Origin of the sequence: Mesorhizobium waimense, assembly GCF_003601975.1 — a bacterium.
GTDB lineage: Bacteria > Pseudomonadota > Alphaproteobacteria > Rhizobiales > Rhizobiaceae > Mesorhizobium > Mesorhizobium waimense.
This window is the reverse complement of record NZ_QZWZ01000002.1, coordinates 45,066-68,175: the sequence shown is the minus strand read 5'-3', so window position 1 is coordinate 68,175 and position 23,110 is coordinate 45,066. Positions and strand designations below refer to the sequence as shown.

The 23,110-nt window shown below is 64.1% G+C and carries 23 protein-coding genes; 13 read left to right on the top strand and 10 right to left on the bottom strand.

The features are described 5' to 3' along the window. Positions 1-4 precede the first annotated feature (4 nt). The gene (locus tag D3227_RS02950) at positions 5-802 is read right to left on the bottom strand and encodes a FadR/GntR family transcriptional regulator (protein ID WP_120012369.1); all 798 of its coding nucleotides are present in this window, start codon (positions 800-802) and stop codon (positions 5-7) included. A 189-nt stretch (positions 803-991) separates the two neighbouring features. Continuing rightward, positions 992-1,981, bottom strand: a complete 990-nt coding sequence (locus tag D3227_RS02945; RefSeq protein ID WP_120012367.1) for a sugar-binding protein — start codon at positions 1,979-1,981, stop codon at positions 992-994. Between the two features lie 448 nt (positions 1,982-2,429). On the opposite strand from D3227_RS02945, the gene D3227_RS02940 reads away from it, so the two are divergent. The 11 genes from D3227_RS02940 (at position 2,430) to D3227_RS02890 (ending at position 12,462) form a co-directional block, all read left to right on the top strand. Beyond that, the gene (locus tag D3227_RS02940; RefSeq protein ID WP_006202797.1) at positions 2,430-3,173 is read left to right on the top strand and encodes an ATP-binding cassette domain-containing protein; all 744 of its coding nucleotides are present in this window, start codon (positions 2,430-2,432) and stop codon (positions 3,171-3,173) included. Between the two features lie 76 nt (positions 3,174-3,249). Next, on the top strand, positions 3,250-4,248 hold the full coding sequence (locus tag D3227_RS02935) for an ABC transporter permease (protein WP_120013026.1): 999 nt from the start codon (positions 3,250-3,252) through the stop codon (positions 4,246-4,248). Between the two features lie 177 nt (positions 4,249-4,425). Next, positions 4,426-5,253 (top strand): AraC family transcriptional regulator, encoded by an 828-nt coding sequence (locus D3227_RS02930; RefSeq protein ID WP_120012365.1) that lies wholly within the window; start codon positions 4,426-4,428, stop codon positions 5,251-5,253. Positions 5,254-5,367: 114 nt separating this feature from the next. After that, a complete protein-coding gene (locus D3227_RS02925; RefSeq protein WP_120013025.1) occupies positions 5,368-5,811 on the top strand; it encodes an SRPBCC family protein in 444 nt (147 codons plus the stop codon). A 16-nt stretch (positions 5,812-5,827) separates the two neighbouring features. Beyond that, a complete protein-coding gene (locus D3227_RS02920; protein ID WP_120012363.1) occupies positions 5,828-6,622 on the top strand; it encodes an FAD binding domain-containing protein in 795 nt (264 codons plus the stop codon). Positions 6,623-6,682: 60 nt separating this feature from the next. Further along, complete coding sequence (locus tag D3227_RS02915; RefSeq protein WP_120012361.1) at positions 6,683-7,165, top strand: (2Fe-2S)-binding protein; 483 nt, start codon at positions 6,683-6,685, stop codon at positions 7,163-7,165. A 13-nt stretch (positions 7,166-7,178) separates the two neighbouring features. Beyond that, positions 7,179-8,546, top strand: a complete 1,368-nt coding sequence (locus D3227_RS43690) for a xanthine dehydrogenase family protein molybdopterin-binding subunit (protein ID WP_120012359.1) — start codon at positions 7,179-7,181, stop codon at positions 8,544-8,546. Between the two features lies 1 nt (position 8,547). Beyond that, on the top strand, positions 8,548-9,552 hold the full coding sequence (locus D3227_RS43685) for a xanthine dehydrogenase family protein molybdopterin-binding subunit (RefSeq protein WP_120012357.1): 1,005 nt from the start codon (positions 8,548-8,550) through the stop codon (positions 9,550-9,552). A gap of 8 nt (positions 9,553-9,560) precedes the next feature. Further along, positions 9,561-10,442: an AAA family ATPase gene (locus D3227_RS02900; RefSeq protein ID WP_120012355.1), complete on the top strand. Its 882-nt coding sequence runs from the start codon at positions 9,561-9,563 to the stop codon at positions 10,440-10,442. Positions 10,443-10,477: 35 nt separating this feature from the next. Further along, complete coding sequence (locus D3227_RS02895) at positions 10,478-11,575, top strand: vWA domain-containing protein (protein ID WP_120012353.1); 1,098 nt, start codon at positions 10,478-10,480, stop codon at positions 11,573-11,575. Continuing rightward, positions 11,575-12,462: an amidohydrolase family protein gene (locus D3227_RS02890; protein WP_167480577.1), complete on the top strand. Its 888-nt coding sequence runs from the start codon at positions 11,575-11,577 to the stop codon at positions 12,460-12,462. The genes D3227_RS02895 and D3227_RS02890 overlap by 1 nt, the downstream gene beginning before the upstream one ends. Before the next feature lie 237 nt (positions 12,463-12,699). On the opposite strand, the gene D3227_RS02885 is transcribed toward D3227_RS02890, so the two are convergent. Continuing rightward, positions 12,700-14,133 carry a DHA2 family efflux MFS transporter permease subunit gene (locus D3227_RS02885; protein ID WP_120012350.1) on the bottom strand — a complete coding sequence of 478 codons (1,434 nt, stop codon included), beginning with the start codon at positions 14,131-14,133 and terminating at the stop codon, positions 12,700-12,702. A gap of 115 nt (positions 14,134-14,248) precedes the next feature. On the opposite strand from D3227_RS02885, the gene D3227_RS02880 reads away from it, so the two are divergent. Together D3227_RS02880 and D3227_RS02875 are read left to right on the top strand one after the other, a co-directional pair. Next, positions 14,249-15,250 carry an ornithine cyclodeaminase family protein gene (locus tag D3227_RS02880; RefSeq protein WP_120012349.1) on the top strand — a complete coding sequence of 334 codons (1,002 nt, stop codon included), beginning with the start codon at positions 14,249-14,251 and terminating at the stop codon, positions 15,248-15,250. Then, positions 15,247-16,728 carry an HAL/PAL/TAL family ammonia-lyase gene (locus D3227_RS02875; protein WP_120012347.1) on the top strand — a complete coding sequence of 494 codons (1,482 nt, stop codon included), beginning with the start codon at positions 15,247-15,249 and terminating at the stop codon, positions 16,726-16,728. Before D3227_RS02880 ends, D3227_RS02875 begins: the two co-directional genes overlap by 4 nt. 39 nt (positions 16,729-16,767) lie before the next feature. Here D3227_RS02875 and D3227_RS02870 read toward each other — a convergent pair whose 3' ends face one another. The 7 genes from D3227_RS02870 to D3227_RS02840 all read right to left on the bottom strand — a co-directional run bounded on the left by D3227_RS02870 (position 16,768) and on the right by D3227_RS02840 (position 23,108). Continuing rightward, a complete protein-coding gene (locus tag D3227_RS02870; RefSeq protein ID WP_120012345.1) occupies positions 16,768-17,571 on the bottom strand; it encodes a 3-methyl-2-oxobutanoate hydroxymethyltransferase in 804 nt (267 codons plus the stop codon). 37 nt (positions 17,572-17,608) lie between these two features. After that, a complete protein-coding gene (locus tag D3227_RS02865; RefSeq protein ID WP_120013024.1) occupies positions 17,609-17,923 on the bottom strand; it encodes a MocE family 2Fe-2S type ferredoxin in 315 nt (104 codons plus the stop codon). Between the two features lie 26 nt (positions 17,924-17,949). Further along, positions 17,950-19,041: a fatty acid desaturase family protein gene (locus D3227_RS02860; protein WP_167480576.1), complete on the bottom strand. Its 1,092-nt coding sequence runs from the start codon at positions 19,039-19,041 to the stop codon at positions 17,950-17,952. Positions 19,042-19,058: 17 nt separating this feature from the next. Then, positions 19,059-19,973, bottom strand: coding sequence for a sugar phosphate isomerase/epimerase family protein (locus tag D3227_RS02855; RefSeq protein WP_120012341.1), 915 nt, complete (start codon positions 19,971-19,973; stop codon positions 19,059-19,061). 61 nt (positions 19,974-20,034) lie between these two features. Further along, positions 20,035-21,123, bottom strand: a complete 1,089-nt coding sequence (locus D3227_RS02850) for a Gfo/Idh/MocA family protein (RefSeq protein ID WP_120013023.1) — start codon at positions 21,121-21,123, stop codon at positions 20,035-20,037. A 132-nt stretch (positions 21,124-21,255) separates the two neighbouring features. Further along, positions 21,256-22,323, bottom strand: coding sequence for an ABC transporter ATP-binding protein (locus D3227_RS02845; RefSeq protein WP_120012339.1), 1,068 nt, complete (start codon positions 22,321-22,323; stop codon positions 21,256-21,258). Beyond that, a complete protein-coding gene (locus D3227_RS02840; protein ID WP_120012337.1) occupies positions 22,323-23,108 on the bottom strand; it encodes an ABC transporter permease in 786 nt (261 codons plus the stop codon). The genes D3227_RS02845 and D3227_RS02840 overlap by 1 nt, the downstream gene beginning before the upstream one ends. Between the last annotated feature and the right edge of the window lie 2 nt (positions 23,109-23,110).

The window sequence follows — 23,110 nt, the reverse complement described above, 5'->3', positions numbered from 1 at the left end:
GGCGTCACCGCCGCGATCGCCCGATCACCTCGTCGGTGTTGGCGAGCAGCCTGCGCACGGCGTTGCGGGCCGCTTCCGGACGCTGCAGGCGGATGTTCCTCTCGATTGCCTCGTGCAGTTTCTGCGCCAGACGCTGGTCGCTGGTCTCGCGGGTGACGAACACGAACAGGTGGTCGAGCGCCGATTCGATCAGCACGCCGAGCGGCACCAGCAGGTCGTTGCCAGAAGCACGCAGGATGGCAAGGTGGAAGCGCGTGTCGGCGCGCGTGCGCTCCGGCAAATTCGTGGCCTGCCCCATCTCCCGGCAGGCCTGGCTGATCTCCAGCATCTGCTCCTCGCTGCGCCGCATGGCGGCGTAGGCGCTGGCTTCAGGTTCGATGATGTGGCGGAATTCCTGCACGGTGCGCAGGAACAATTCGCGGTCCGGCGCGGTCGCGTACCAGGCGAGCACGTCGCGGTCGAGCAAGTTCCAGCGCTCCTTCGGCTCAACCCAGCTGCCGATCTTGGGACGTGACGCCAAAAGGCTCTTGGCCATCAGCATCTTGATCGCCTCGCGCACCGCGGAGCGACTGACGTTGAAGGTTTCCGACCATTTGGCTTCGTTGGGCAGGATGGTGCCCGGCGGATAGTCGCCGCGCACGATCCTGAGGCCGATCTCGCTCGCCAGCGAGGCATGCACGCTCGATCCTGGGTTCCATGCCACATCTGGCCGTCGAACGGCGACGGCGGGTGGGCTGGCTGGAGGGGGGCTGGCTGGCGCCCCTGCCCTGGCGGGTCTCTTTCTTGACTTGTCGTCCGGCATCGGCGTTCCGGCATCGGCAGTCTGTCGCTGGGAAACTGTCCGGAATTGTCCGCGCCCGCGGATATTAGGTCGAAAAGCGAGAAGTATGGGCGCGTCAAAGCCGGAGCACGCTGCCCCGACAATGCTGCCTTGTCCTTGTTCTGAAGGAAGTGACGGGGCGCCCTTCGAAGGGCGCCCCGAGATCGAGGCCTACTTCTGGATGCAGGTGTCGACCGTGTCCTTGGTGCATTCGTCGAGGCCGGTGAAGACCGGATCATCGACCTTCTTGCCTTCGATCAGGTCGATCATCACCGACGGTGCCTTGTAGCCCATTTCGAAGGGCCGCTGGCCAACCAGTGCTGTGACGAGGCCCTCACGAGCGATCGCCACTTCGTCGCCGATCGTGTCGGCAGCGCCGATGACGAAGGCGTTGCTGGCGATCTTGTCGGCCATCGGCTTGAACAGGTCGCGATAGGGCTGCGGAGCGCCGAACAGCGGCCAGCCGCCCATGATGCCGAAAGCGTCGAGATCGGGATTGGCGGCGAGGATGTCGGTCATCGCCTGCACGCCCTTGGCGCCGTCGTCATTGGTGAACACCGGGCAGCCGGCGACTTCCGTCCAGCCGCCTTCGCCGGCGAGCGCCGGAAGATCTTTCTTGCCCGAGAGCGCGTCGCGCATGCCTTGCGCACGGCGCAGGATGTTGTCGGCCGCGGGATTGCCTTCGATGGTGCAGATCTTGCCGCCATTCGGCTTGCCCTTCTTGATGTATTCGCCGATTTTGAAGCCCATCAGGTAGTTGTCGGTGCCGAGATAGGTCTTGCGCAGCGCCGCATCTTCCTTGGCAAGGTCAGCGTCGATGGTCATGATCGGGATCGACGGATTGGCGGTCTTGATCGTCTGCGCGATCAGCGGCGCATTGGACGGTGAAATCGCCATCGCCACCGTGTCGGGCTTGCTCAGCATATCCTGGACGATCTGGGCTTCGCCGGCCTCGTCGGACGTCGACGCCGGGCCGGTGTAGAAGCACTCATATTCCGAGCTGGCGTTTTCCTTGTTCCACTTCTCGCAGCCCTGGTGGATGGCTTCGAAGAACGGATTGTCGAGACCTTTCACGACGATGACGAGCTGTTTCTTGGCCAAAGCCGGCCCGGCGCCCAACGCCATGACGGCGGCAGCGGCGAGCAAAAGTGATTTCCTCATGTCAGTCCTCCCTTGAAACAGACGGGCACGGCGTGCCCGCCACACAGATCAACCCGGACCGAACGATGACAGAGGGTCGTTTCACGAGCACTCTTGCCGCAAGGCCAGGTCGATAAGCATTTCCAGATGCAGTCCTGGGCCGGCCCCCAAAAGGGCACTACCGAATCCTGGGACCCATAATCTCGGCTGATCCATCGGGCGAACCGGCCGATGGATCGGCATAATCTCCTCCGACGCTTAGCTAATATCGGCTCGCTGCCAACGTCAATTGCTATTTGTCCTACAAAACGGATTTTTGGAAAAACTTGCGTTCAATTCGTCCGACAAATGATTGACGCTTGCATGAGCATTCGCGTAAATGCGTGAAATCGCCGTCCCCCGGGACGAGCTGGGGAGAGCGAGGCCGCGGCGCAGCCGCAGGCTGGAAACATGGGAGGCATGAAGGCTGGTGGCGGTTCTCGAACTCACCAACATCTCGAAGCATTTTGGCGCCATCCAGGCGGTCAACGACGTGTCGCTGTCGATCGAGCCCGGGCAGGTCGTCGGCCTGATGGGCGACAACGGCGCCGGCAAGTCGACGCTGGTCAAGATGATCGCCGGCAATTTCCGCCCGAGCCACGGCACCATGCAGATGGACGGCAAGGAGCTGATCCTGCACAAGCCGGTGGAGGCGCGCCAGCACGGCATCGAGATCGTCCACCAGGACCTGGCGCTGTGCAACAACCTGACCGCTGCCGCCAACGTCTATCTCGGCCGCGAGCTGCGCCGGGGCGTCGGACCGTTCCGCATTCTCGACTACGCCGCGATGTACAAGCGCGCCGGCCAGATCTTCGCCGAGCTGAAGTCGGAGACCCGTCCGCGCGACCTCGTCAAGCAGATGTCCGGTGGCCAGCGGCAAGCCGTGGCGATCGCCCGCACCATGCTTTCGCAAGCCAAGATCGTGCTGATGGACGAACCGACGGCGGCGATTTCAGTGCGTCAGGTGGCCGAGGTGCTGAACCTCATCCGCCATCTGCGCGACCAGGGCATCGCGGTCGTGCTGATCAGCCACCGCATGCCCGACGTCTTTGACGTTGCCGACCGCGTCATCGTCATGCGGCGCGGCAGGAAGGTCGCCGACAAGACGATCGCGTCGAGTTCGCCCGAGGAAGTCACCGGGCTGATCACCGGCGCCATCGAACAGGTATTGTGAAATTGATGCGTCCGGAATTTCGCAGCTGCGAATGCACCGGGTTGGCGCGGTCAGCCGCCGCCAGGAAAGGTCGATAATGGCAGTCACCCTTGATCAGACGATTGCGCAGAAACAGCACACCTTGCTGTCACGGATATTTGCCAGCCAGACCTTTTGGGTGGTGATCGCCGTCATCCTCGCCTGTCTGTTCCTGTCGTTTGCCACTGATGCCTTCGCTACGCAGAAGAACCTCTACAACATCACCCGCAACATCACCTTCGTCGCTATCATCGCGCTCGGCATGACCTTCGTCATCATCACCGGCGGCATCGACCTGTCGGTGGGCTCGGTGCTCTGCCTGTGCTCGATGGTGCTGGCGGTCACCATGCATGCCGGCTACAGCATCGAGGTCGGCATCGCCGTCTCGATCGCAACGGCGCTGATCATCGGCGCCTTCAACGGCATATTGATCGCCTATCTCGGCTTTCCGCCCTTTGTGGTGACGCTCGGCATGCTGTCGATCGCACGCAGCCTGGCCATGGTCGCCTCCAACAACACCGTCGTCTTCCAGTTCGGACCGGACCACGACAAGCTTCTGGCGCTGGGCGGCGGCGCCTGGGTGTTCGGCATCGCCAACCCGGTGCTCTACATGATCCTGCTGGCGCTGATCACCGGCTTCACCTTGCGCTGGACCAAGTTTGGCCGCCACATCTTCGCCATCGGCGGCAACGAGCACGCGGCGACGCTGACCGGCGTTCCCGTGCGCCAGATCAAGGTCGCGGTCTATATGATCTCGGCGCTGGCGGCCGGCATCGCCGGCATCATCCAGACCGGGTGGCTGGGCGCCGTTACCACCAATCTCGGCACGGGCATGGAGCTTCAGGTCATCGCTGCCACCGTCATCGGCGGCGCCAATCTTGCCGGCGGCGTCGGCACCGCCTTTGGTGCCATCGTTGGCGCCGCGCTGATCGAGGTGATCCGCAACAGCCTCGGCCTGCTCGGCATCAACGCCTTCTGGCAAGGCGTCTTCATCGGCGGTGCCATCCTGCTGGCGGTTCTGTTCGACCGCATCCGCAACTTCAGGCGCAACGATTAACTCTTTGCCACTGGGCCGTTATTCCATTCGGCCCCTATCGCTCAGTCTGAAAATCGGCCTGCCCCACGCATGGTGCGCCCAAGGTCCCGGGCCTGTCCCTTGACGCCGGCACGACGTCCGCCGCACAATCCACTGAGCAGGTGAAGGGAGGCCAGTCGCCTGCGGGAGGATATACCCATGACGGAAGCGATCAGGCTCTATTGGGGCCGGTTCGGACATGTTTCTGTCCTGAATGTCGCCAATGACTTCGTCACCCATGCCCATGTCGAGGCGCATCTCATCATCTGGCTGGAAGGCACGGCCGGCGAAATGACCATCGGTCGCGAGACGGTGCGGCTTGGGCCCCGCACTGCCGCCGGCATCAATTCCTACCAGCCGCACAGCCATGCTCTGTCCCATGACGGCAGGCCGGGCTTGTTCCTCGCCTTCTACATCGATCCCGACTGGGCCCGCCGGCGCCGCGACCTGCCATCGTCGGCGCCGCTGTTTGCACAGGCGGCGATCACGCTGGAGCCGTGGCTGCACCAGGCAGCAGGCAGCCTGCTCGATCATCTCAGCGACAATGAGAGCATCGACGACGTCGCCAACTACGAGATCGAGCGCTTCATCGACAGCGTGCTCGACGCCGCCGACGCCTCGGCCCCGCAGGTGTCGCGCGGACGCATTAACACCATGCAGGATTTCCGCGTCCGCAAGGCGATCCAGCTGATGAAGGCCAATGTCTGCGAGCGCATCTGTTTCGACGACGTGGCGCGCAGCGTCGGCCTGTCGCGGCCGCATTTCTTCGCCCTCTTCAAGGAACACACCAATCTGACCCCCAATGTCTACTGGAACACGCTACGCATGGAGGAAGCGGTGCGGCAGTTGCAGTGGTCGGAAGCGCCACTGATCTCGGTCGCCTGCAATCTCGGCTTCACCACCCAGGGCAATTTCTCGCGCTTCTTCCGCGACCATGTCGGTGTCCCGCCGACGCTCTACCGCGAGGCCGCGCGGGCAGCTGCCTGAACCGAGCGGCCCCTTTTTTCAGACTATTTGATACGCGCTCAAGACGCATTGATAAGCGCTGCCGGACGCACCGCCCTACCCTTGATCCAGATGCATTCGCAAGGGAACGAGCTTATGGCGAAGGTCACCATATCCAGCGTCATTGACGCGCCGGTCGAAAAGGTCTGGGCGCTGATACGCGACTTCAACGGTCTGCCGAGCTGGCATCCGCGCATGGTCGAAAGCCAAATCGAGGACGGCAAGGACGCAAGCACGATCGGCTGCGTGCGCAATTTCCAGCTCGCCAGCGGCGCTCGCATCCGTGAAAAGCTGCTCGATTTTTCCGACCAGAATTTCCTCGTCAGCTATTCCATCCTCGAAACGCCGCAGCCGATCACCAACCACAAGGCGACCCTGCAGTTGCGGCGCGTCACCGATGGCGACCGCACCTATGCCGAATGGACGGCGAGCTTCGACGCGGCTCCGGAAGAGGCCGAAAAGCTGGCCGAAGGGATGGGCGCCAACGTCTTCCAGGGCGGCTTCAACGCCTTGAAGACCCATTTCGCCGGCCAAGGCTAAGCCGAGGGAGCGCGCCATGACGCTTGCACTGCAGACCTTCTCGACGGTGAAAGACGCCAACATGGCGCTGCAGGCCGCCGGCACGCGCTATCTCGGCGGCGGCACGCTGGTCGTGCGCGCGGCCAACGAAGGCGACGTGTCCGTGTCCAGCCTGGTGCGCGTCACCGAACCTTCCCTGTCGGCAATCGCGGTTTCCGGTGGCGAGACGCGGCTCGGCGCCTCCGTCACCATGGCGGCGATCGCCCGTCATCCCGAGCTTGCCGCTCTCGCGCCGGCCGCGCGCGCCGTCGGCGGGCCGGCGATCCGCAACATGGCGACCGTCGGCGGCAATCTGTTCGCGCCGGCGCCCTATGGCGACTTCACTGTCGCAATGCTGGCGCTGGATGCCATTGTCGTCACCGAGGACGGCCAAGTGCCGATCCAGACCTTCCTGGCTGGGCGCGACGCCAGCCGCGCGATCGTCACCGGGATCACCTTTGTTTTGCCCCGCGCCGAGAGCTTCCGCTTTCTCAAAGTGGCGCGGGTCAAGCCGAAAGGGGTTTCGGTATTGAGCATCGCCACGCTCCTGCAACGGGCGGCCGACGGCACGGTGACGTCCGCACGGATCGCCCTTGGCTGCATGGCCGACCGGCCGATGCGCGCCAGGGCGGCCGAGAGGGCGCTGCTCGGCTGCAGGCTGACAGCCGAGGAGATCGCGCCGGCACTCGCCGTCGCCGGCGAAGGCACGTCGCCGATCACCGATCCGATCGCCAGCGCCTGGTATCGCAACGAAGTTCTGCCGGTTCATCTCGGCCGGTTGCTGCTCGCTTAACCACAGGCTGGGGGGCGCGCGTCTGTCCGATGGTTCGGGCAGGCGCGCTGGGAGGAAAAAATGGCAAAGGTTCCGGTTCAGTTCACGCTCAACGGCTCCGAGAAGGCCGAATTCGTCGACAGCGGCACGACGCTGCTCCACGCACTGCGAGACAAGATAGGCGACACCTCGCCGAAAGGCGGCTGTCATCAAGGCACCTGCGGCGCCTGCTCGGTCATCATCGACGGCGAATTGAGGCTCTCCTGCCTGACGCTGGCCGAAACCTGCAACGGCGCCGACATCAGGACGACGTCAGGCCTTGCCGAAGCCGGCGTGCTGCATCCGCTGCAGCGCGCCTTTCTCGATGCCTTCGCCACGCAATGCGGTTTCTGCACGCCGGGCATGATCATGGCGGCCAAGGTGCTGCTCGACCACACGGCCAACCCCAGTCGCGAGGAAGTGGTCGAGGCACTATCCGGCAACATCTGCCGCTGCACCGGCTACGAGCCGATCATCCAGGCGGTATTGACCGCTGCGCGCGCCAATTCGCAGAACGCTGCCTGAGGGGGCAAGAAAAATGGAACTGCGCAAGAGCTACTTCGCCGATGTCCGCCAGAACGGCCTCAACGAGATCGGCCAGCCCCGGCCGCGGCTCGATTCCCCCGGCCATGTCACCGGCAAGACCGCCTACTTCGCCGACCGCAACTTTCCCGGCATGCTGCATCTGAAGATGGTGCGCAGCCCGCACCATCACGCCCGCATCCGGAGCATCGACACCTCGGAGGCCGAGAAGCATCCGGGCGTGGTCAAGGTGCTGACGGCCAAGGACGTGCCGCACAATGTCTACACCATCCTGATCCTGATCCAGATCGGACCGGAGGACGAAACGGTGCTCGCCGACGGCAAGGTGCGCTGGAAGGGTGAGGCCGTGGTGGCGGTGCTGGCAGAGACCGAGCGCGCGGCGCAGGAAGCAGCAGCCAAGGTCAAGGTCGACTACGAGGTGCTGCCGGCCGTCTTCGACATGGAGGAAGCGCTGAAGCCCGGCGCGCCACTCGTCAACGAATATCACGGTCAGAACTATTACCTCTATGACAGCGGCGAATGCCGCAAGGTGCGCTTCGGCGATGTCGAGGCGGGCTTTGGCCAAGCCGATCATATTCTCGAACAGAGTTACCAGTCCTCGCCGATCGAACACGCACCGACCGAGACGACGGGCTGCGTGGTGGCGCCCGAAGGCAATGACCGCTTCACCTGCTACACCAACACCCAGGCGATGTTCTTCACCCTCGACAACGCCTCGATCATCCTGCAGATGCCCGGCAGCAAGCTGCATTTCGTCGGCGGCACGGTCGGCGGCGGCTTTGGCGGCAAGGTCGACGTCATCGTCGAGCCGATCGCCATTCTTGGCGCCAAACTAACCGGACGCCCGGTTTGTTTCATCTACAGCCGCGAGGAGGAGATGCAGATATCGTCACCCCGCGCGGCGGAAAAGGTCGTCATCAAGGATGGCGTCATGATGGACGGCCGCATCGTCGCGCGCAAGGTCACCGGCTACACCGATGCCGGCGCCTATTCGCGCCACTCGCCCTATGGCGCGCAGAAAGGTGCGGCGCACTACCCCGGACCCTATACAATCCCGAATGTCTGGATCGACACCTATTGCGTCTACACCAACCGCACGCCTTCGTCGGCCATGCGTGGCTTCGGCGTCACCATCGGCGATTTCGCGCTGGAGGTGCAGATGGACAAGCTGGCGCGGCTGATCGGCATGGACCCGCTCGAATTCCGCTTCGTCAACGCCTATCGCGACGGCGACATGAAGGCGCATCGCCAGCCGACGGAAGGGGCGGCGCTGATCGAATGCATGCAGGAAGCCTCGCGCGCCGCCAACTGGCCGGTGGCAGAGAAATACATGGCCATGTCCTCCTATACGAAGGGAGCTTGAGATGGCGATCAGGCGCGGACGCGGCGTCGCCGCGATCAACTACCCGACCGGCATGAACCTCGGCGGTGACCCGACCCAGGCGCTGGTGCATTCGACCCCGACCGGCAATTTCATGGTGACGCTGTCATCAGTCGATCTCGGCCAGGGCATGAAGCAGATCATGGCGCAGATCTGCGCCGAGACCATCGGCGTGCCGACCGACCGCGTCATCATCGACACTGCCGACACCGACACCGGCCCCCACTGCATGGGCACCTTCGCTTCGCGCGGCACGCATCGCGCCGGCAATGCCGTCATCCAGGCAGCGAAGGAAGCCCGCCAGGTGATGCTGGAAGTGGCGGCCGAGGAACTGGAGGTCAACGCCTCAGACCTCGAGACGGACGGCCAAGGCAACATCCTGGTCAAGGGCGCGCCGCAGAAGTCGATCTCGATCTTCGATGTCGCGCTGTCGGCGCATTTCAAGCGCGGCCGCTCGATCTCCGGCCGCGGCATGTTCCTGATTCCGCGCTCCTATCCGGAGAAGGAAACCGGCGCGATGAAGCCGTCGACCTGCTATGCCCACGCCTGCACGGTGGCAGAGGTCGAGGTTGACGACGAGACCGGTGAAGTCACTGTGCTGACGGTGAAGAACGTCTTCGAGATCGGCCGCGCCCTGAACCCGAAGATGGTCGAGCAGCAGCTGGTCGGCGGCTCCTGGATGGGTATCAGCCACGCCCTCTACGAGACCACCGAACCCTATTATCCCAACCGCGACTATGGCGGCACCGACTTCAATCAGTATTTGATGCCGGGGCCGGGCGATCTGGCAAAGACCGAGATCATCGTGCTCGAACGGCCGTCGGCCGACGGACCGTTTGGCGCCAAGGGGCCGGGCGAAATGTGCGCCAACCCGCAGATCCCCGCCGTGGCCAATGCCGTCTTCGACGCCGTCGGCGTGCGCATCGATACGCTGCCGATCACGCCGGAGCGCATCATGCGCGCGCTCAAGGCGCAGGCCGCGGGCTGAGGGGCGAAATGCCTGATCCAAGCGCCGAGACTGTCGCTCCCTCGCCCGAGGCGGTGGCATCGCAGCTCGCCGCTTCGCGCTATCTGGCAGATGAGAGCCTTGCGACGGCCATCTTCTTGGCGATCAGGCTGGGCAAGCCGCTGCTGCTCGAAGGTGCACCCGGCGTCGGCAAGACGGAAGCGGCAAAGGCAATCGCCGAACTGCTCGGCCGCGAGTTGGTGCGGCTGCAATGCTATGAAGGCATCGACGCCGCGCACGCCCTCTACGAATGGAACTACCAGCGCCAGCTGCTCGCCATCCGCCATGCCTGCGAGCACGAGATCGACATTTATGACGACCGTTTTTTGATCGCGCGGCCGCTGCTGCAGGTGCTGCGAGCGCCTGAGCAGCGCGTGCTGCTGGTCGACGAGATCGACCGCTCCGACCATGAATTCGAAGCGTTGCTCTTGGAATTCCTCTCCGATTTCCAGATCAGCATCCCCGAGCGCGGCACGATCCGCGCCGCCACGCAGCCGATTGTCATCCTGACCTCGAACCGCACCCGGGAACTCGCCGAGGCGCTGCGCCGCCGCTGCGTCTATCACTGGATCGGCTATCCCGACGTCGCGCGCGAGGCCGAGATCATCATGCTGCGCACTGGTGATGTCGCTGAGGCCACCGCGCGCGCCGTGGCCAACGCCGTGCAGTCGATCCGCGCCCGTCCCCTGGCCAAGCCGCCCGGTATCGCCGAAGCGGTCGAATGGGCCAATGCCGCCACCATCCTCGAGAAGGGCGGCAGCCCGTGGCCCGAAGCCTTCCGCCGCGCCATCGGCGTCCTGATCAAGGACGAGGAAGACCTGTCCTCGATCGCGCCCGAGCTCGGCCGGATCGTCGAGGAGGCTCTGGCTTGAGACCCGCCGCGAACTTACCCCGCGCTGCGGAACCCATGCTCGGCTTCGCCCGCCTGTTGCGCCGCTACGGCTTTGCCATCGCGCCGGAGCAGATCTCCAGCTTCATGCAGGCGGTGAAGTTGCTCGGGCCGCGCTCGATGGCCGACATCCGCGAGGCAGCATTGGCCACGCTTGCCCCCTCGCCCGACCGCCGCGATGAATTCGAGGCGCATTTTCGCAGCTATTTCTATGGCGACGTCCGGCCTTCGATCGACGGTGAGGAAGACGAGGAAACCCGCATCAAGGATGATCGCGGCACGCGCGAGGCAGAGAACCAGACCGCCCGCCAGGAGAAAGGCGGCGAACTTTCCTCGGCGATCGAACAGTTGAGCAACCGCGACTTCCAGCGTGACAGCGACAGCCTCGCCCCCTTCCGCCGCAAGCTCGCCGCCGCCCTGCCCGCTCGCCGTTCCTTCCGCATTATGCGCACCCGCTCGCGCGGCACGCTCGACCTGCGCCGCTCGCTCAGCGAAATCGTCAGCGCCGATGGCGATATCCCCTCGCCGATGCTGCGCCGCCGCCAGGCCGTGCCGCGCAAGCTGCTGCTGCTCATCGACGTTTCCGGCTCGATGAAGCTGCACACGGCAGACTACCTCCGGCTGGCGCATGCCGCTGTGCAGGGCGCCGGCCGTGCCGAGATCTTCACCTTCGGCACGCGGCTCACCCGCATCACCTCGGCGCTACGCATCCGCGACCGCGGCCAGGCCCTGGCTCGCGCGGCCGCCCAGGTCGACGACTGGGACGGCGGCACCCGCATGGGACCAACGCTGCTCGCCTTCCTCTCGGTGCCGCGCTTTTCCGCCTTCGCGCGGGGTGCCGCAGTCGTCATCCTCTCGGATGCCCTTGAGCGCGGCGACCATGCCGAGTTGGAAACAGCAATGCGCCGGCTGAGCGCCCGCGCCTTCCGGCTTTCGCTGGCGACACCGCTGGCCGGCGATCCGCGCTTTCGGCCGGCGACGGCAGCACTTCGCGCCATCCTGCCAGTGCTCGACGATCTCGTCGACGGCTCATCCATATCGGGTCTCACCGATTTCATCCTGTCGCTCGCGCGGCCCGCCCCTGCGGCCGCAGCCATCTGGAAGAGGGTCTCGTGATGCAGAAAGCGATCGACGCGCATTTCCACATCTGGCGCCAAAAGGACCAGCCCTGGCTGGTCGGACCGAAGGTGCCGCGCATCTTCGGCCCCTACGAGCCGATCCGCCGCGACTACCCGATCGAGGAATTCTTGACCGACCAGAGGGGCGCCGGCGTCGAAAAGGCTGTCTATGTCCAGACCAACTGGGCGAAGGAAGACTTCGAAAACGAGGTCGCCTTCCTGCAGAAGACTGCGGAAGAAACCGGCTGGCCGCATGCAATCGTCGGCTATGCCGACATGACGGTCGACGATGTCCGCCACCAGATCGACCGGCTCAAAAAATATCCGCTGCTGCGCGGCGTGCGCATGCAACTGCACTGGCACGAAACGCCGGCCTTCCGCTTCGCCGCTTCGGCCGACCAGGTCATCGACCCCAAGGTGCGGGCAAATGTAGCACGCCTGAAAAACTATGACCTGTCCTTCGACCTGCAGCTCTTCCCCGCACAGATGAAGGACGGGCTGACGCTGGTCGGCGAGAATCCGGAGACGAACTTCATCCTCACCCATGCCGGCATGCTGACCGGCATGGAGCCGGAAGCCACCGAGGCTTGGAAGGTCGGCCTGCGCACTTTGTCCGCCGCGCCCAATTTCCACGCCAAGCTCTCTGGCCTCGGCACCTTCGTCCACCGCAACGACCCGGCGCTGATCGCCTACATCGTCGACAATGCGATCGATATTCTTGGCTCGGACCACCTGATGTTCGGCTCGAACTTTCCGATCGAAAAACTCTGGACCAGCCACGCCGAACTTATCAAGGCGCACCGCGCAGCGGTGGCGAAACATGGCGCGGGGGCAGAGGCGGATATCTTCTGGAACACGGCTGAGCGGGTGTATCGGCCGGTGTAGCACGGCGGACTTCCCTTGACCCCTTGTGGGAGAAGGTGGATCGGCGCGCAGCGCCGAGACGGATGGGATGCCGAAAGAAAAGCGGCGCGAAAAAGATCAATTAATTTCAAGCGTTTAGTTCTTCAACGTAGCGATCCTTCCAGCACCCCTCATCCGACCGAGCTTCGCTCGGCCACCTTCTCCCACAAGGGGAGAAGGGACAACCGCCGCGCCCATGCCGGTGCGAAAAATTCGACGTCAATTCTCCAGCGCATGGCCCGAAACTTCCGCGCCCGCGGTGCGCGGCAATGCCAGGAAACGGAACGCTGCCACCAGCCCGATCACGCCGATCGCGAGGAAGGCTATCCGGAAGTCGACGAGGTCGAGCGCCGTTTGGCCTCTGGCGATCTGCGACAAATTGAGGATCGCCGCCGCGACCGCGACGCCGAACAGCATCGCCACCTGCTGCAGCATGCTGGACAGCGTCGCCGCGGAACTGCGCTGCGTGGCCGCGATGTCGGCGAAAGCCAGCGTGTTGAGCGCGGTGAACTGCATCGAGCGCGACAGGCCGGCGATCAGCATCAGCGCCACCACCAGCGCCTGCGGGGTCTGCGGCGAGATCGCCGCGCAGGCGATGATCGACAGAGAGGCGACCACGCCATTGACGACCATCACCGAGCGAAAACCGAAGCGCCTCAGCGTCGGTGTCGTTACCGCCTTCATGCCGAGATTGCCGAGGAAATAGGCGAGGATCATCATGCCGGCATCGATCGGGCTGAGGCCGAAGCCGACCTGGAACAGCAGCGGCAACAGGAACGGCGTGGCGTTGATCGCCACCCGAAAGATGGTGCCGGCCGACAATGTCGAGAGGGCGAAGGTCAGCACCTTGAACGATGAAAGGTCGAGCAGCGGATGCGGCGTGCGCAAGAGATGGCGCACAGCCAACCAGCCGATCAGGATGCCAAGGGCGAGCAGCATCACGGTCGGCAAGACACCATCTTCCGCATGCGCGATGCGTTCGAGACCGTAGAGCAGGCTTGCGAGCCCCGCCGACGTCAAGAAAAAGCCCGACCAGTCGAGCGGCTTGGATTCGGCTTCGCGGTCGCCGGGAACGAAGCGGGCGACCAGCACCAGGCCGGCCAACCCTAGCGGAATGTTGATAAAGAAGTTCCAGTGCCAGGACAGCGCAGTGGTAATGAAGCCACCGAGCACCGGCCCGACCACCGGCGCAAACAGCGCCGGCCAGGTGATCAGCGCGGTGGCGTTGAGCAATTCCGACTTCGAGGCGTTGCGTAGCACCAGGATGCGGCCGACCGGCGTCATCAACGCACTGCCGAGGCCCTGCACCGCGCGCGCAGCGACGAATTCGGTCAAATTCTGGGAGAAGCCGCAGGCGATCGAGGCCAGCGTGAACAGCGCTATCGCCACAAGGAAGATGTTGCGTGCCCCGAATCGGTCGGCGAGCCAGCCGGACAGCGGCACGAACACCGCCATGGTCAGCATGTAGATGGTGATGCCGATGCTCATCGCCACCGCGGGCACGCCGAAGCTGGCTCCCATCTGCGGCAGCGAGGTCGAGATGATCGTCGAATCCAGCAGCTGCATGAAGAAGGCGATGGCGACGATCAGCGCCACGCGCCGGGAATTCGTGGCCGTTTTTGACGAAACTTCACTTTCGGGAATGGCAGTCATGACGAACCGGTTTGAACAGCATTTGGCCGACTGCGTCCAGATATCGACTAACAAACTTTCGTGTCGCCTCGCCGCCTGCTATGCATGAAGGGGGCTCCCCGGGGACTACACACGCATGAAGCCCATCTATATCGACTACCTCAACGCCCTCGACATCGAGGCGCTTGCCATGACCGATGCCGAAATCATCGGCGCGGTCGAGGCCGGGCTCGTCGCCCAGGGCAACGGCCAGACCGTGATCGAGCCGCGTGTCCATCTCGAGCCCGACCCGTCCTTCCATGGCCATTTCAATGTTCTGCGCGGCTACGTCGCGCCGCTCGATGCGGCCGGCGTCAAGATCGTCGGCGACTATGTCGACAACTACAAGCATGGCCTGCCGTCGGAGTTCGGCATCCTGAACCTGTTCGATCCGCGCACCGGCACGCCGCGCGCGATCCTGGACGCCACCGTCATCACCGACATGCGCACCGGCGCGATCACCGCCATCGGCGCGAAACATCTGGCGAAGAAGACATCGAAGGTGCTCGCCCATATCGGCGCGCGCGGCACTGCCTACTGGAACGTGCACCTGCTCGATCATCTCTTCGACTTCAACGAGATCCGCGTCCATTCGCGCCGGCCCGAAAGCCGCGACGGCTTTGCCGCCAAACTGGCGGCCGACCTTGGCAAGCCGGTCACGGCGGTGGCCGACTGGAAGACCTGCGTGGAAGGTGCCGACATCGTCGTCGAGGCCACGCGGCTGCCGGAACCGCAGCCGTTGCTCAAGACCGAATGGATCAAGCGTGGCGCTTTGGTCGTACCTTACGGCACGATGAGCGCGGTGGAGCTGTCGCTGACAGACATCATGCAAAAGATCGTCGTCGACGACTGGGGCCAATGCAAGGGCGGCAAGTTCGGTTCGCTGCGCGCCCATGTCGAGACGGGAAGGCTGAGCGAGCAGACGCTGCATGCCGAGCTCGGCCAGATCGCCGCCGGGCTGAAAGCCGGGCGTCAGAGCGACGGCGAGACGATCCTGTTCTGGCATCGCGGCCTGTCGCTGTCCGACATAGCGCTGGGCATGGCGATGCTGGCCAAGGCCCAGGCGCAAGGCATCGGCCAAAGGCTACGCTTCGCATGAGCCCGCTCGTTCTCACCGGCGCCGGCGTCAGCATCGAGGATGTCGCATCCGTCGCCCGCGAGGGATGCAAGGTGGAGGTTACGCCCACCGTCCTGGAGCGGCTCGTCAAGGCGCGCAAGGTGCTCGACGACGCCGCGGCCGCCGGCCAGCAGATCTACGGTCTCAACACCGGGCTCGGCGCCAATCTCGGCACCTCGGTCAGCGGCGACGCCAGCGCCTTCCAGCGCCAGCTCCTCGACGGCCGCAGCGGTGCGGTCGGCGAGCCTTTACCCTTTGAAACCGTGCGCGCCGTCATGTTTGCCCGGGTGGCGATGCTTGCGGCAGGCGGCTCCGGCCTGTCGCCGCATGTGTTCGTGGCCCTGCTCGATGCTCTCAATGCCGGTGTCCATCCGGTCATGCCGTCGCTGGCTTCGATCGGCGCCGGCGATCTGGTGCTGATGGCGGCGCTCGGACGGATGCTGATCGGCGAAGGCGAAGCCGACTACCAGGGCCGGCGCATGCCGTCGGCCAAGGCGCTGATGATGGCGCGCCTCGCTCCCGTCAGCCTGGCGCCCAAGGACGGGCTGTCGCTGATCAATGCCTCGGCCGTCTCCATCGGCAGCGGCGCGCTGGTGCTCACCGACGCGCTCTCCGCCTTCGCGCAACAGCAGCAGGCCGGCGCGCTGACCTTGGAAGGCATCGGCGCCAACCACACCATCCTCGATCCGCGCCTGCATCTGGCGCGGCCGGCCGCCTGCCAGCAGCTGGCGGCAAAAGGCCTGCGCGAACTGCTTGCCCGCCACGAGGCGCCGGAGCCGACGACCTTGCAGGATCCCCTGTCGATCCGCTGCATGCCGTCGATCCACGGCGCGCTGATCCAGGCGATCGACCACGCGCGGCTGGCGACCGAGATCGAGCTCAATTCGGCTGCCGACAATCCGCTGGTGCTGGGCGAAGACGAACTGGTGCTGTCGACCGGCAATTTCCATACCGCGTCGCTAGCGTTGGCCTTCGAGACGCTCGGCCTGGCGATCGCTCAAAGTGCGGCGGCCTGTGCCGCCCGCTTCATCCAGCTCACCGGCTCCGGCCGCAACGGCCTGCCGAAATATCTGTCGCCGCTCGGCGGCGCCTCGGCCGGCTTCGTGCCGTTGCAAAAGACCGTGGCGGCGATCATGGCCGCCATCCGCCACAAGGCCAATCCGGTGATGCTCGATTTTCTTCCGGTTTCTGAAGGCGTCGAGGACCATGCCACGCAAACTCTGCTGGCCGTTTCGAAATGCGCCGACATGATCGCGCTGTGGCGGCGGTTGATCGCCTTCGAACTGATGGCCGCCGCACAGGCGGTAGACCTGCGCGATGGGCTGACGCTGGCGCCGGGCACCGGCGTGATCCATGCGGCCGTGCGCACGCATGTGCCGAAACTCACCGAAGACAGGCCGCTCGGCATCGAGGCCGAAGCACTCTACGCCGTGCTCGCCAAGGGGATCTGGCAGGCTTAGCTTGCTGCCGACGAGCCAAACCTTGCGCAGAGCGAGCGCTCAGGTCGCGCCGTCGACCCTCTTCATGAACAGACTGAGCTCCTTCGGGTCGATGTGCACGATGTGCCTGTCTTCCGGATAAGCCATGCTGTTGACGTCGGCGACATATTCGGAGAAGGCCGCGATGCGCTCCGCCTGCAGCCGGTCGTATTCGGCGGCGAAGTTGCGGTAGACCTTGGAATGGCGGGGCATGTGGCCCCGGTTTTGTCCGAGTATGTCCTCGGCGAATAGATACTGCGCATCGCAGCCGGTGCCTGCCCCCATCGACAGCATGATCAGCGAGGTGCGCTCCGAGATCGCCTTGGCCACCTCGACCGGCACCACCTCGATCTCGGCGCCGATGGCGCCCGCGGCCTCCAGTTGCTTGACCGCCTCGAATACCTGCATGGCGGTGTCGGCGGTCTTGCCGACCGCCTTGAAGCCGCCGGTCCAGGTGGCGCGCGACGGGATCAGGCCGACATGGCCGATCACCGGGATCGCGTCGTCCGCCATCCGCTTGATCGTGGCGTAGCCGGCGCTGCAGTAGACTGCGTCGGCGCCGGCCTTGTAGAGCCGGAATGCCCAGCGCACGAAATCGTCGGCGGTGCCGATTTCGAAAAAATTCTCGCCCGGCATGGTGAAGAGGCTCGGCGCCGCATCGCGATACTGAGGGTTGAGCACCAGCTCCGGCGGCACCGAGACGATGTCGACGCCGGCCCGCTCGGCGGCTTCGGCCTCGTCCATCGTCAGCACGCGCAGCATGGTCAGCTGCCGCTTGCCTTTCATGGCGCGCAAATCTGCGATCGTCGGTCTCTTACGGCTCATCAAACTGGGTTCCTTGTGGTTTGCTGCGGACGGGCGATCAGTCGATCTCGATCATGACCTTCCCGGCCTCGACCTTGACTGGATAGGTCTTGAGATTGACACAGACGGGAGCTCCCTTGGCCTGCCCGGTCTTGTAGTTGAAGCGGCCATTGTGCTTGGGGCATTCGATGATGTCGTCCATGACGAGACCATCGGCGAGATGCGCCTTCTCATGCGTGCAGAAACCGTCCGTGGCGAAGAACTCGTCATCCGGGGAGCGGTAGATCGCAAAAGTACGGTTGCCATGATCGAAGCGGATCACATCCTCTTCGTCGACATCGTCCACGGCGCACGCCTCGACCCATTCGGCCATCTTTCTCTCCTGATTGGTCCGCGCCGCTACCACGCCGCGCGCAAAATCCTATCGTGGAACTCCCCGCGATAGGGCCTCGCCGTCGGCGGCAATTCGCGCGTGAGGTAATAGTCCTCGTATCTCAGCTGCCTCAGCAGCACCGGCCAGACCTCACGATAGGCATGCCACATCGACGGGTTCGGCTCGGGCAGATCGTGCTTGATCAGCTCGTGCAGCCTGGGCAGCGCGTGATAGGGCACCATCGGGAACATGTGGTGTTCGACATGGTAATTCATGTTCCAGTAGATGAAGCGGCTGATGGGGTTCAGATAGACGGTGCGGGTGTTGAGCCGATGGTCGACGACATTGTCGGCGAGCCCGATATGCTGCAGCAGGCCGGTCATAACCATGTGCCAGGTGCCATAGAGGCGCGGCAGGCCGATCAGCACCAGCGGCAGCCATGACCTCAGCGCGATCGCAAGAGCGATCGTCGCCATGTACACGGCGACATGCCAGCGCGCGGCGGCGACGGCTTTGGCCTGCTCCATCTCGGGCACATAGCTCTTCTCGTCGTCCGACAGCCTGCCGAACGCCTGGCGCACCAGCGCCGGCAGCGAGTAACGAAAGTCGAGGATGCCGGTGAAGGCCAGCCCCGCCTTCAAGAGGTCCGGCGGCCGCATGACCGCGATCTCGGCGTCGCGCCCGACGATGATGGTGTCGGTGTGGTGGCGGGCATGGCTCCAGCGCCACGTCACCGGATTGCGCATCACCATGAAGCTGGCGATCTGGTAGACGACATCGTTCATCCAGCGCGTGCGGAAAGCGGTGCCATGGCCGCATTCGTGCCAGCGCGAGTCGCTGGACGAGCCGTAGAGCATGCCATAGACGAACAGGAACGGCACGACCCACCACGTGCCCCAGAACCAGATGATGCCGGCGGCCGAGCCGAGGATGGCGGCGATCCAGATGATCGTGTCGCGGATCGCCGGGCCGTCGGAACGCTGCATCAGCTCTTTCATCGCCTTTCGCGAGACGTCGGTGTGGTACCATTCGGCCGAGGCTAGCCCGGTCTCGATCGCCCTGCGGGTGGTTTCGCCAACCAGGCTGTAGTCGCGCGTTGTCTTGCCAGCCGCCATCATGGGCTCCCCTGCGGTCATCAAAGACCGTTGGCGCGGAACTTTCCGTCCAGAAAAATCTTGGCGCGCGGCACGTCGTCTTCGGTCAGATGCTCGATGATGACCGGGATGTTCGGGTGCATCTCGCTGAGCCGCTTCAGATAAAGGTCATAATTGAGCGAACCGAGACCGGGTGCCGGCAGCTCGATCTCGCCGACGCCACGGAACGTCAGCCCCTCATGCGCGTCGTCGTCACCGATGTCGGCATGCTTCTCCGACTTGTCGCTGCCGGCGCGCTTGACGTCCTTGGCGTGCGCGATCCTGATCTTGTCGGTCAGCGTGTCGAACACCTGGTTCAGCACCTGGTCCATGCGGTCGATGTTGTGCGCCTCGAAATAGTTGGTCGGGTCCATCAGCAGACCGAGGCCGGGGTGGTCGACCTGGGCGAACATCTTCACCGTTTCCTCGACAGAACCGACGACATTGTTGACATAGGTTTCGAGTAGGAACACCGCGCCATGATCATAGGCCGTCTGGGCAAGGTCGGAGATCACCTTGCGGCATTCTTCGAACCCTTCCTCGGACTTGTTTTTGGGATGATGCACCCAGTCGGACTCGGTGTTGTAGGTGCCGGTCTCCGAAATCACGTAAGGGCTGCCGAACTCGCGCGCGTTGCGGATGATCTCCGTGAGATAGGCAAGCCGCCTCTCGCGTTCGGCCTTGTCGGGATGGATGATGTTCGTGTAGCCGGATACGCAGCAGATCGGCAAATTGTGGTCGCGGAAAATGTCGCGGACCTTTCTTGCCTTGTCCTTCGTGATCTGCCCGGCAGAGAGGTCGATATCCTTGAAATGCAGATCGAGCTGCACGGTGTTGAAGCCGAGCGCGCGGATGCGCCTGGCGGTCTCTTCGAGCTCATAGGGGAAATAGCCGGTGAAGATACCCGCCTGCATCATGATGTGAACTCCTCCCGGTAAGCGATTCAGCCGCCACGCTATTCGGCGGCCAACAGATATTTCAGTCGGTCGATATCTCGGACAGCCTGATCGTGCGGCCTTCCGCCATTGAGCGATAGCCTGCCTCGACCAGTGCCATGGTCTTGACGTTGTCGGCGACGGACAGCGCCGGTGGCGTTCCGGTCTTCACCGCATGCTGCAGCTGTTCCATCACGCCAATGAAGGCATGCGGGAACCACATCGTGTCCCAGCGGGGCGTCAGCCATTTGCCGCCCGTCGTCTCTGTCGAGGCATAGGTCAGTGTCGAAGCCACACCCTTCGGCCAGCCGATCGTGCCCTTGGCCACACCCTTGGTGCCGTCGATGCGCCAATTGATATGCTGGTCGTCCTTGTAACCCTCTTGACGCGGACCGGACCAGACATCCTCCAGCGACACGGCAAGCACGCCTGAGGGAAACCGCAGCGTCGAAACTGTGATGCCGTCGGAGTGCTCGAAGCGCGTGCGCGGATCCTTGCGCGTCAGGGTGGTGATCTCGTCCGGGTCGCCGAACAGGAAGCGCAGCACGTCGAGGTGATGCACGCTCATATTGGCTAATGTCAGCCGGTCGTAGTCGGCGAGGAAGGTCTGCCAGTGCGGGATCGCATGCATGTCGATCTGCGCGAAGACAATGTCGCCGAGCGCACCGCTATCCATGATCTGCTTCAGCACCCGCATCGACTGGTCGTAGCGCATGTTCTGGTTGACCGAGAGGATTTTGCCGGACTTCGCCGCTTCGTCGCGCAGCACGATCGCTTCCTCGACCGACAGCGCCAGCGGCTTCTGCGCCAGGATCGCCTTGATGTGTGGTTGCTTCAGTGCATGCCGGATCAGTGCCGGCTGCAGGTCGGGCGGAAAGGCCAGGTCGACGATCTCGACATTCGTGTCCTCGATCAACTGCTCCGGCGTATCGCGAACGGTCGCAATTGCCCAGCGGGCGGCGACCTTCTCGGCATTCGCCCTGGTTCGAGAAGCGATCGCCACGACCGGAAAGCCGGCTTGCTCGTAGGCAGCGAGATGGCATTCGGCCATGATCATGCCGGCGCCGATGCAGCCGATCCGGTATTCCCTGGTGCGAACCGTCACATCCGGCTCGAAACCCATGCTTGCCATCCATTCCTCCGTCGAGGACCGGATATAACGCCATGGCCCCTGCATCAGCCAAGGCCCGCACCATCATTTCCCATCAGGCAAGGACAGTGGCAATTCCGAAATCGGGCCGATCGGCCACGCGGACATTGCCTGCTAGCTCGTGGCGATCAGCACCGTGCTCTCCGGCGCCCAGCGCAGCACCACGTCCTGCCCCTCGGCCAGCCTGTCGATGCCGGTATTCTGCACGATGACCTTGAGGGTCTGGCCGCCGCGCTCGACAAAGTAGGTGCTGTTGTTGCCGGCGAAGATGCGCTTGGAAACCTGGCCCTTCAGCATGTTCGCATTGGCGGCATCCTGAGCTTCGACATCGGTGGCGATACGGATGCGCTCAGGCCGCACGGCACAGCTCGCCTTGGCGCCGGCGGCAAGCTTCGCGCCCGCGCCGGCGGCGATCGCAGTGCCGTCGGGAAGCTTGATGCCATTGCCGGTGCTCTCGCCGCGAAAAATGTTGGCGTCGCCGAGGAAGGTGGCGGCGAACTCGCTCTTCGGCTGATCGTAGATCTCCTCGGGCGGGCCTTCCTGCACCAACCTGCCGTCGCGCAATATGCCGATGCGGTCGCTCATCGTCAGCGCTTCTTCCTGGTCGTGGGTGACGAAGATGGTGGTGATGCCGATCTCGCGCTGGATGCGTTTCAACTCGATCTGCATGTCGACGCGCAGCGCCTTGTCGAGCGCGCCGAGTGGCTCGTCGAGCAACAGCACACGCGGTTTCGTCACGATGGCGCGGGCGAGAGCCACGCGCTGGCGCTGGCCGCCGGAGAGCTGATGTGGCCGGCGGCCGCCGAGCTTGCCCAATTGCACCAGGTCGAGCGCGCGCTGCACTTCGCTGGCAATCACCGCCTTGGCCTCGCCGCGCACCGACAGGCCGAAGGCGACATTGTCGGCGACGCTCATATTCGGGAACAGTGCATAGTTCTGGAACACCATGCCGATGCGCCGCTTTTCGACCGGCACGCGCTCAACGCTTTCGCCGCCGATCGAGATGCGACCGGAATCGGGGAAGTCGAAACCAGCGACCTGCCTGAGCAGCGTGGTCTTGCCGCTGCCCGATGGGCCAAGCAGCGCGTAGAAGCCGCCATCGGCGAAATCGATGGAGACGTCGTCCAGCGCCTTGTGCGCACCGAAACTGCGGGAGACGTTCGATACCTGCACGCCGGCCATTATTTCTCTCCGCCGAATTTGAAGAACCGCGCCGTGAGCAGCATCAGCGCCATCGACACGACGATGATGATCGTCGAGACCGCGTTGATCTCGGGCGTGAAACCCTTGCGGATCGCGGCGTAGATTTCGACCGGCAGCGTCGTCTGTCCCGGCGTCGACAGGAAGTAGGAGACGACGAACTGATCGAAGGACACGGCGAAAGCGAACAGCCCGCCGGCGATCACGCCAGGCATGATCCATGGCAGCGTCACGCGGCTGGTCACCTGCCACTGGTTGGCGCCGAGCGAGCGCGCCGCCTCTTCCAGTTCCGGCGCGAAGGTCTGCAGCCGCGCCGACACCACGACGATGACATAGGGCAGCGCCAGCGCGACATGGCCGAGCAGGATCGCAAACAGGCCACGGCCGATACCGACGCCGAAGAAGAAGATCAGCATCGCCGTGCCGGTGATCAGCCACGGAATGGCGATCGGCGGAAACAGCAGCGCCTGCAGGAATCTCTTGCCACGGAAATCATAGCGGTAAAGCGCCAGCGACGCCGCCGAGCCGAGCACCGTGCAGATGAGCGTGGTGATGACGGCGATCTCGATGCTGTTCCAGGTGGCCGCGATCAGCTGGTCGTTCTGCCACAGGGAGGCGTACCACTCCGTCGTCCATTCGAACGGCAATTGGTAGAAGGGCGAGACGTTGAACGACATCAGCGCCATGATGATGATCGGCAGATAGAGGAAGGCGAGCAGCAGCCAGATATAGAGCCGGCCAAGTCCTTCGAGGATGCGCGTCGTCATGG

What these genes read in the sequence shown, in the direction of transcription:
- D3227_RS02860 (WP_167480576.1), bottom strand. Translation starts at nt 19,041, where the DNA reads ATGATGGCGGCTGGCAAGACAACGCGCGACTACAGCCTGGTTGGCGAA.
- D3227_RS02925 (WP_120013025.1), top strand. Translation starts at nt 5,368, where the DNA reads ATGGCGAAGGTCACCATATCCAGCGTCATTGACGCGCCGGTCGAAAAG.
- D3227_RS02930 (WP_120012365.1), top strand. Translation starts at nt 4,426, where the DNA reads ATGACGGAAGCGATCAGGCTCTATTGGGGCCGGTTCGGACATGTTTCT.
- D3227_RS02870 (WP_120012345.1), bottom strand. Translation starts at nt 17,571, where the DNA reads ATGAGCCGTAAGAGACCGACGATCGCAGATTTGCGCGCCATGAAAGGC.
- D3227_RS02945 (WP_120012367.1), bottom strand. Translation starts at nt 1,981, where the DNA reads ATGAGGAAATCACTTTTGCTCGCCGCTGCCGCCGTCATGGCGTTGGGC.
- D3227_RS02850 (WP_120013023.1), bottom strand. Translation starts at nt 21,123, where the DNA reads ATGGCAAGCATGGGTTTCGAGCCGGATGTGACGGTTCGCACCAGGGAA.
- D3227_RS02880 (WP_120012349.1), top strand. Translation starts at nt 14,249, where the DNA reads ATGAAGCCCATCTATATCGACTACCTCAACGCCCTCGACATCGAGGCG.
- D3227_RS02845 (WP_120012339.1), bottom strand. Translation starts at nt 22,323, where the DNA reads ATGGCCGGCGTGCAGGTATCGAACGTCTCCCGCAGTTTCGGTGCGCAC.
- D3227_RS02950 (WP_120012369.1), bottom strand. Translation starts at nt 802, where the DNA reads ATGCCGGACGACAAGTCAAGAAAGAGACCCGCCAGGGCAGGGGCGCCA.
- D3227_RS02895 (WP_120012353.1), top strand. Translation starts at nt 10,478, where the DNA reads ATGCTCGGCTTCGCCCGCCTGTTGCGCCGCTACGGCTTTGCCATCGCG.
- D3227_RS02865 (WP_120013024.1), bottom strand. Translation starts at nt 17,923, where the DNA reads ATGGCCGAATGGGTCGAGGCGTGCGCCGTGGACGATGTCGACGAAGAG.
- D3227_RS02840 (WP_120012337.1), bottom strand. Translation starts at nt 23,108, where the DNA reads ATGACGACGCGCATCCTCGAAGGACTTGGCCGGCTCTATATCTGGCTG.
- D3227_RS02900 (WP_120012355.1), top strand. Translation starts at nt 9,561, where the DNA reads ATGCCTGATCCAAGCGCCGAGACTGTCGCTCCCTCGCCCGAGGCGGTG.
- D3227_RS02890 (WP_167480577.1), top strand. Translation starts at nt 11,575, where the DNA reads ATGCAGAAAGCGATCGACGCGCATTTCCACATCTGGCGCCAAAAGGAC.
- D3227_RS02875 (WP_120012347.1), top strand. Translation starts at nt 15,247, where the DNA reads ATGAGCCCGCTCGTTCTCACCGGCGCCGGCGTCAGCATCGAGGATGTC.
- D3227_RS43685 (WP_120012357.1), top strand. Translation starts at nt 8,548, where the DNA reads ATGGCGATCAGGCGCGGACGCGGCGTCGCCGCGATCAACTACCCGACC.
- D3227_RS02915 (WP_120012361.1), top strand. Translation starts at nt 6,683, where the DNA reads ATGGCAAAGGTTCCGGTTCAGTTCACGCTCAACGGCTCCGAGAAGGCC.
- D3227_RS02920 (WP_120012363.1), top strand. Translation starts at nt 5,828, where the DNA reads ATGACGCTTGCACTGCAGACCTTCTCGACGGTGAAAGACGCCAACATG.
- D3227_RS02855 (WP_120012341.1), bottom strand. Translation starts at nt 19,973, where the DNA reads ATGATGCAGGCGGGTATCTTCACCGGCTATTTCCCCTATGAGCTCGAA.
- D3227_RS02935 (WP_120013026.1), top strand. Translation starts at nt 3,250, where the DNA reads ATGGCAGTCACCCTTGATCAGACGATTGCGCAGAAACAGCACACCTTG.
- D3227_RS43690 (WP_120012359.1), top strand. Translation starts at nt 7,179, where the DNA reads ATGGAACTGCGCAAGAGCTACTTCGCCGATGTCCGCCAGAACGGCCTC.
- D3227_RS02885 (WP_120012350.1), bottom strand. Translation starts at nt 14,133, where the DNA reads ATGACTGCCATTCCCGAAAGTGAAGTTTCGTCAAAAACGGCCACGAAT.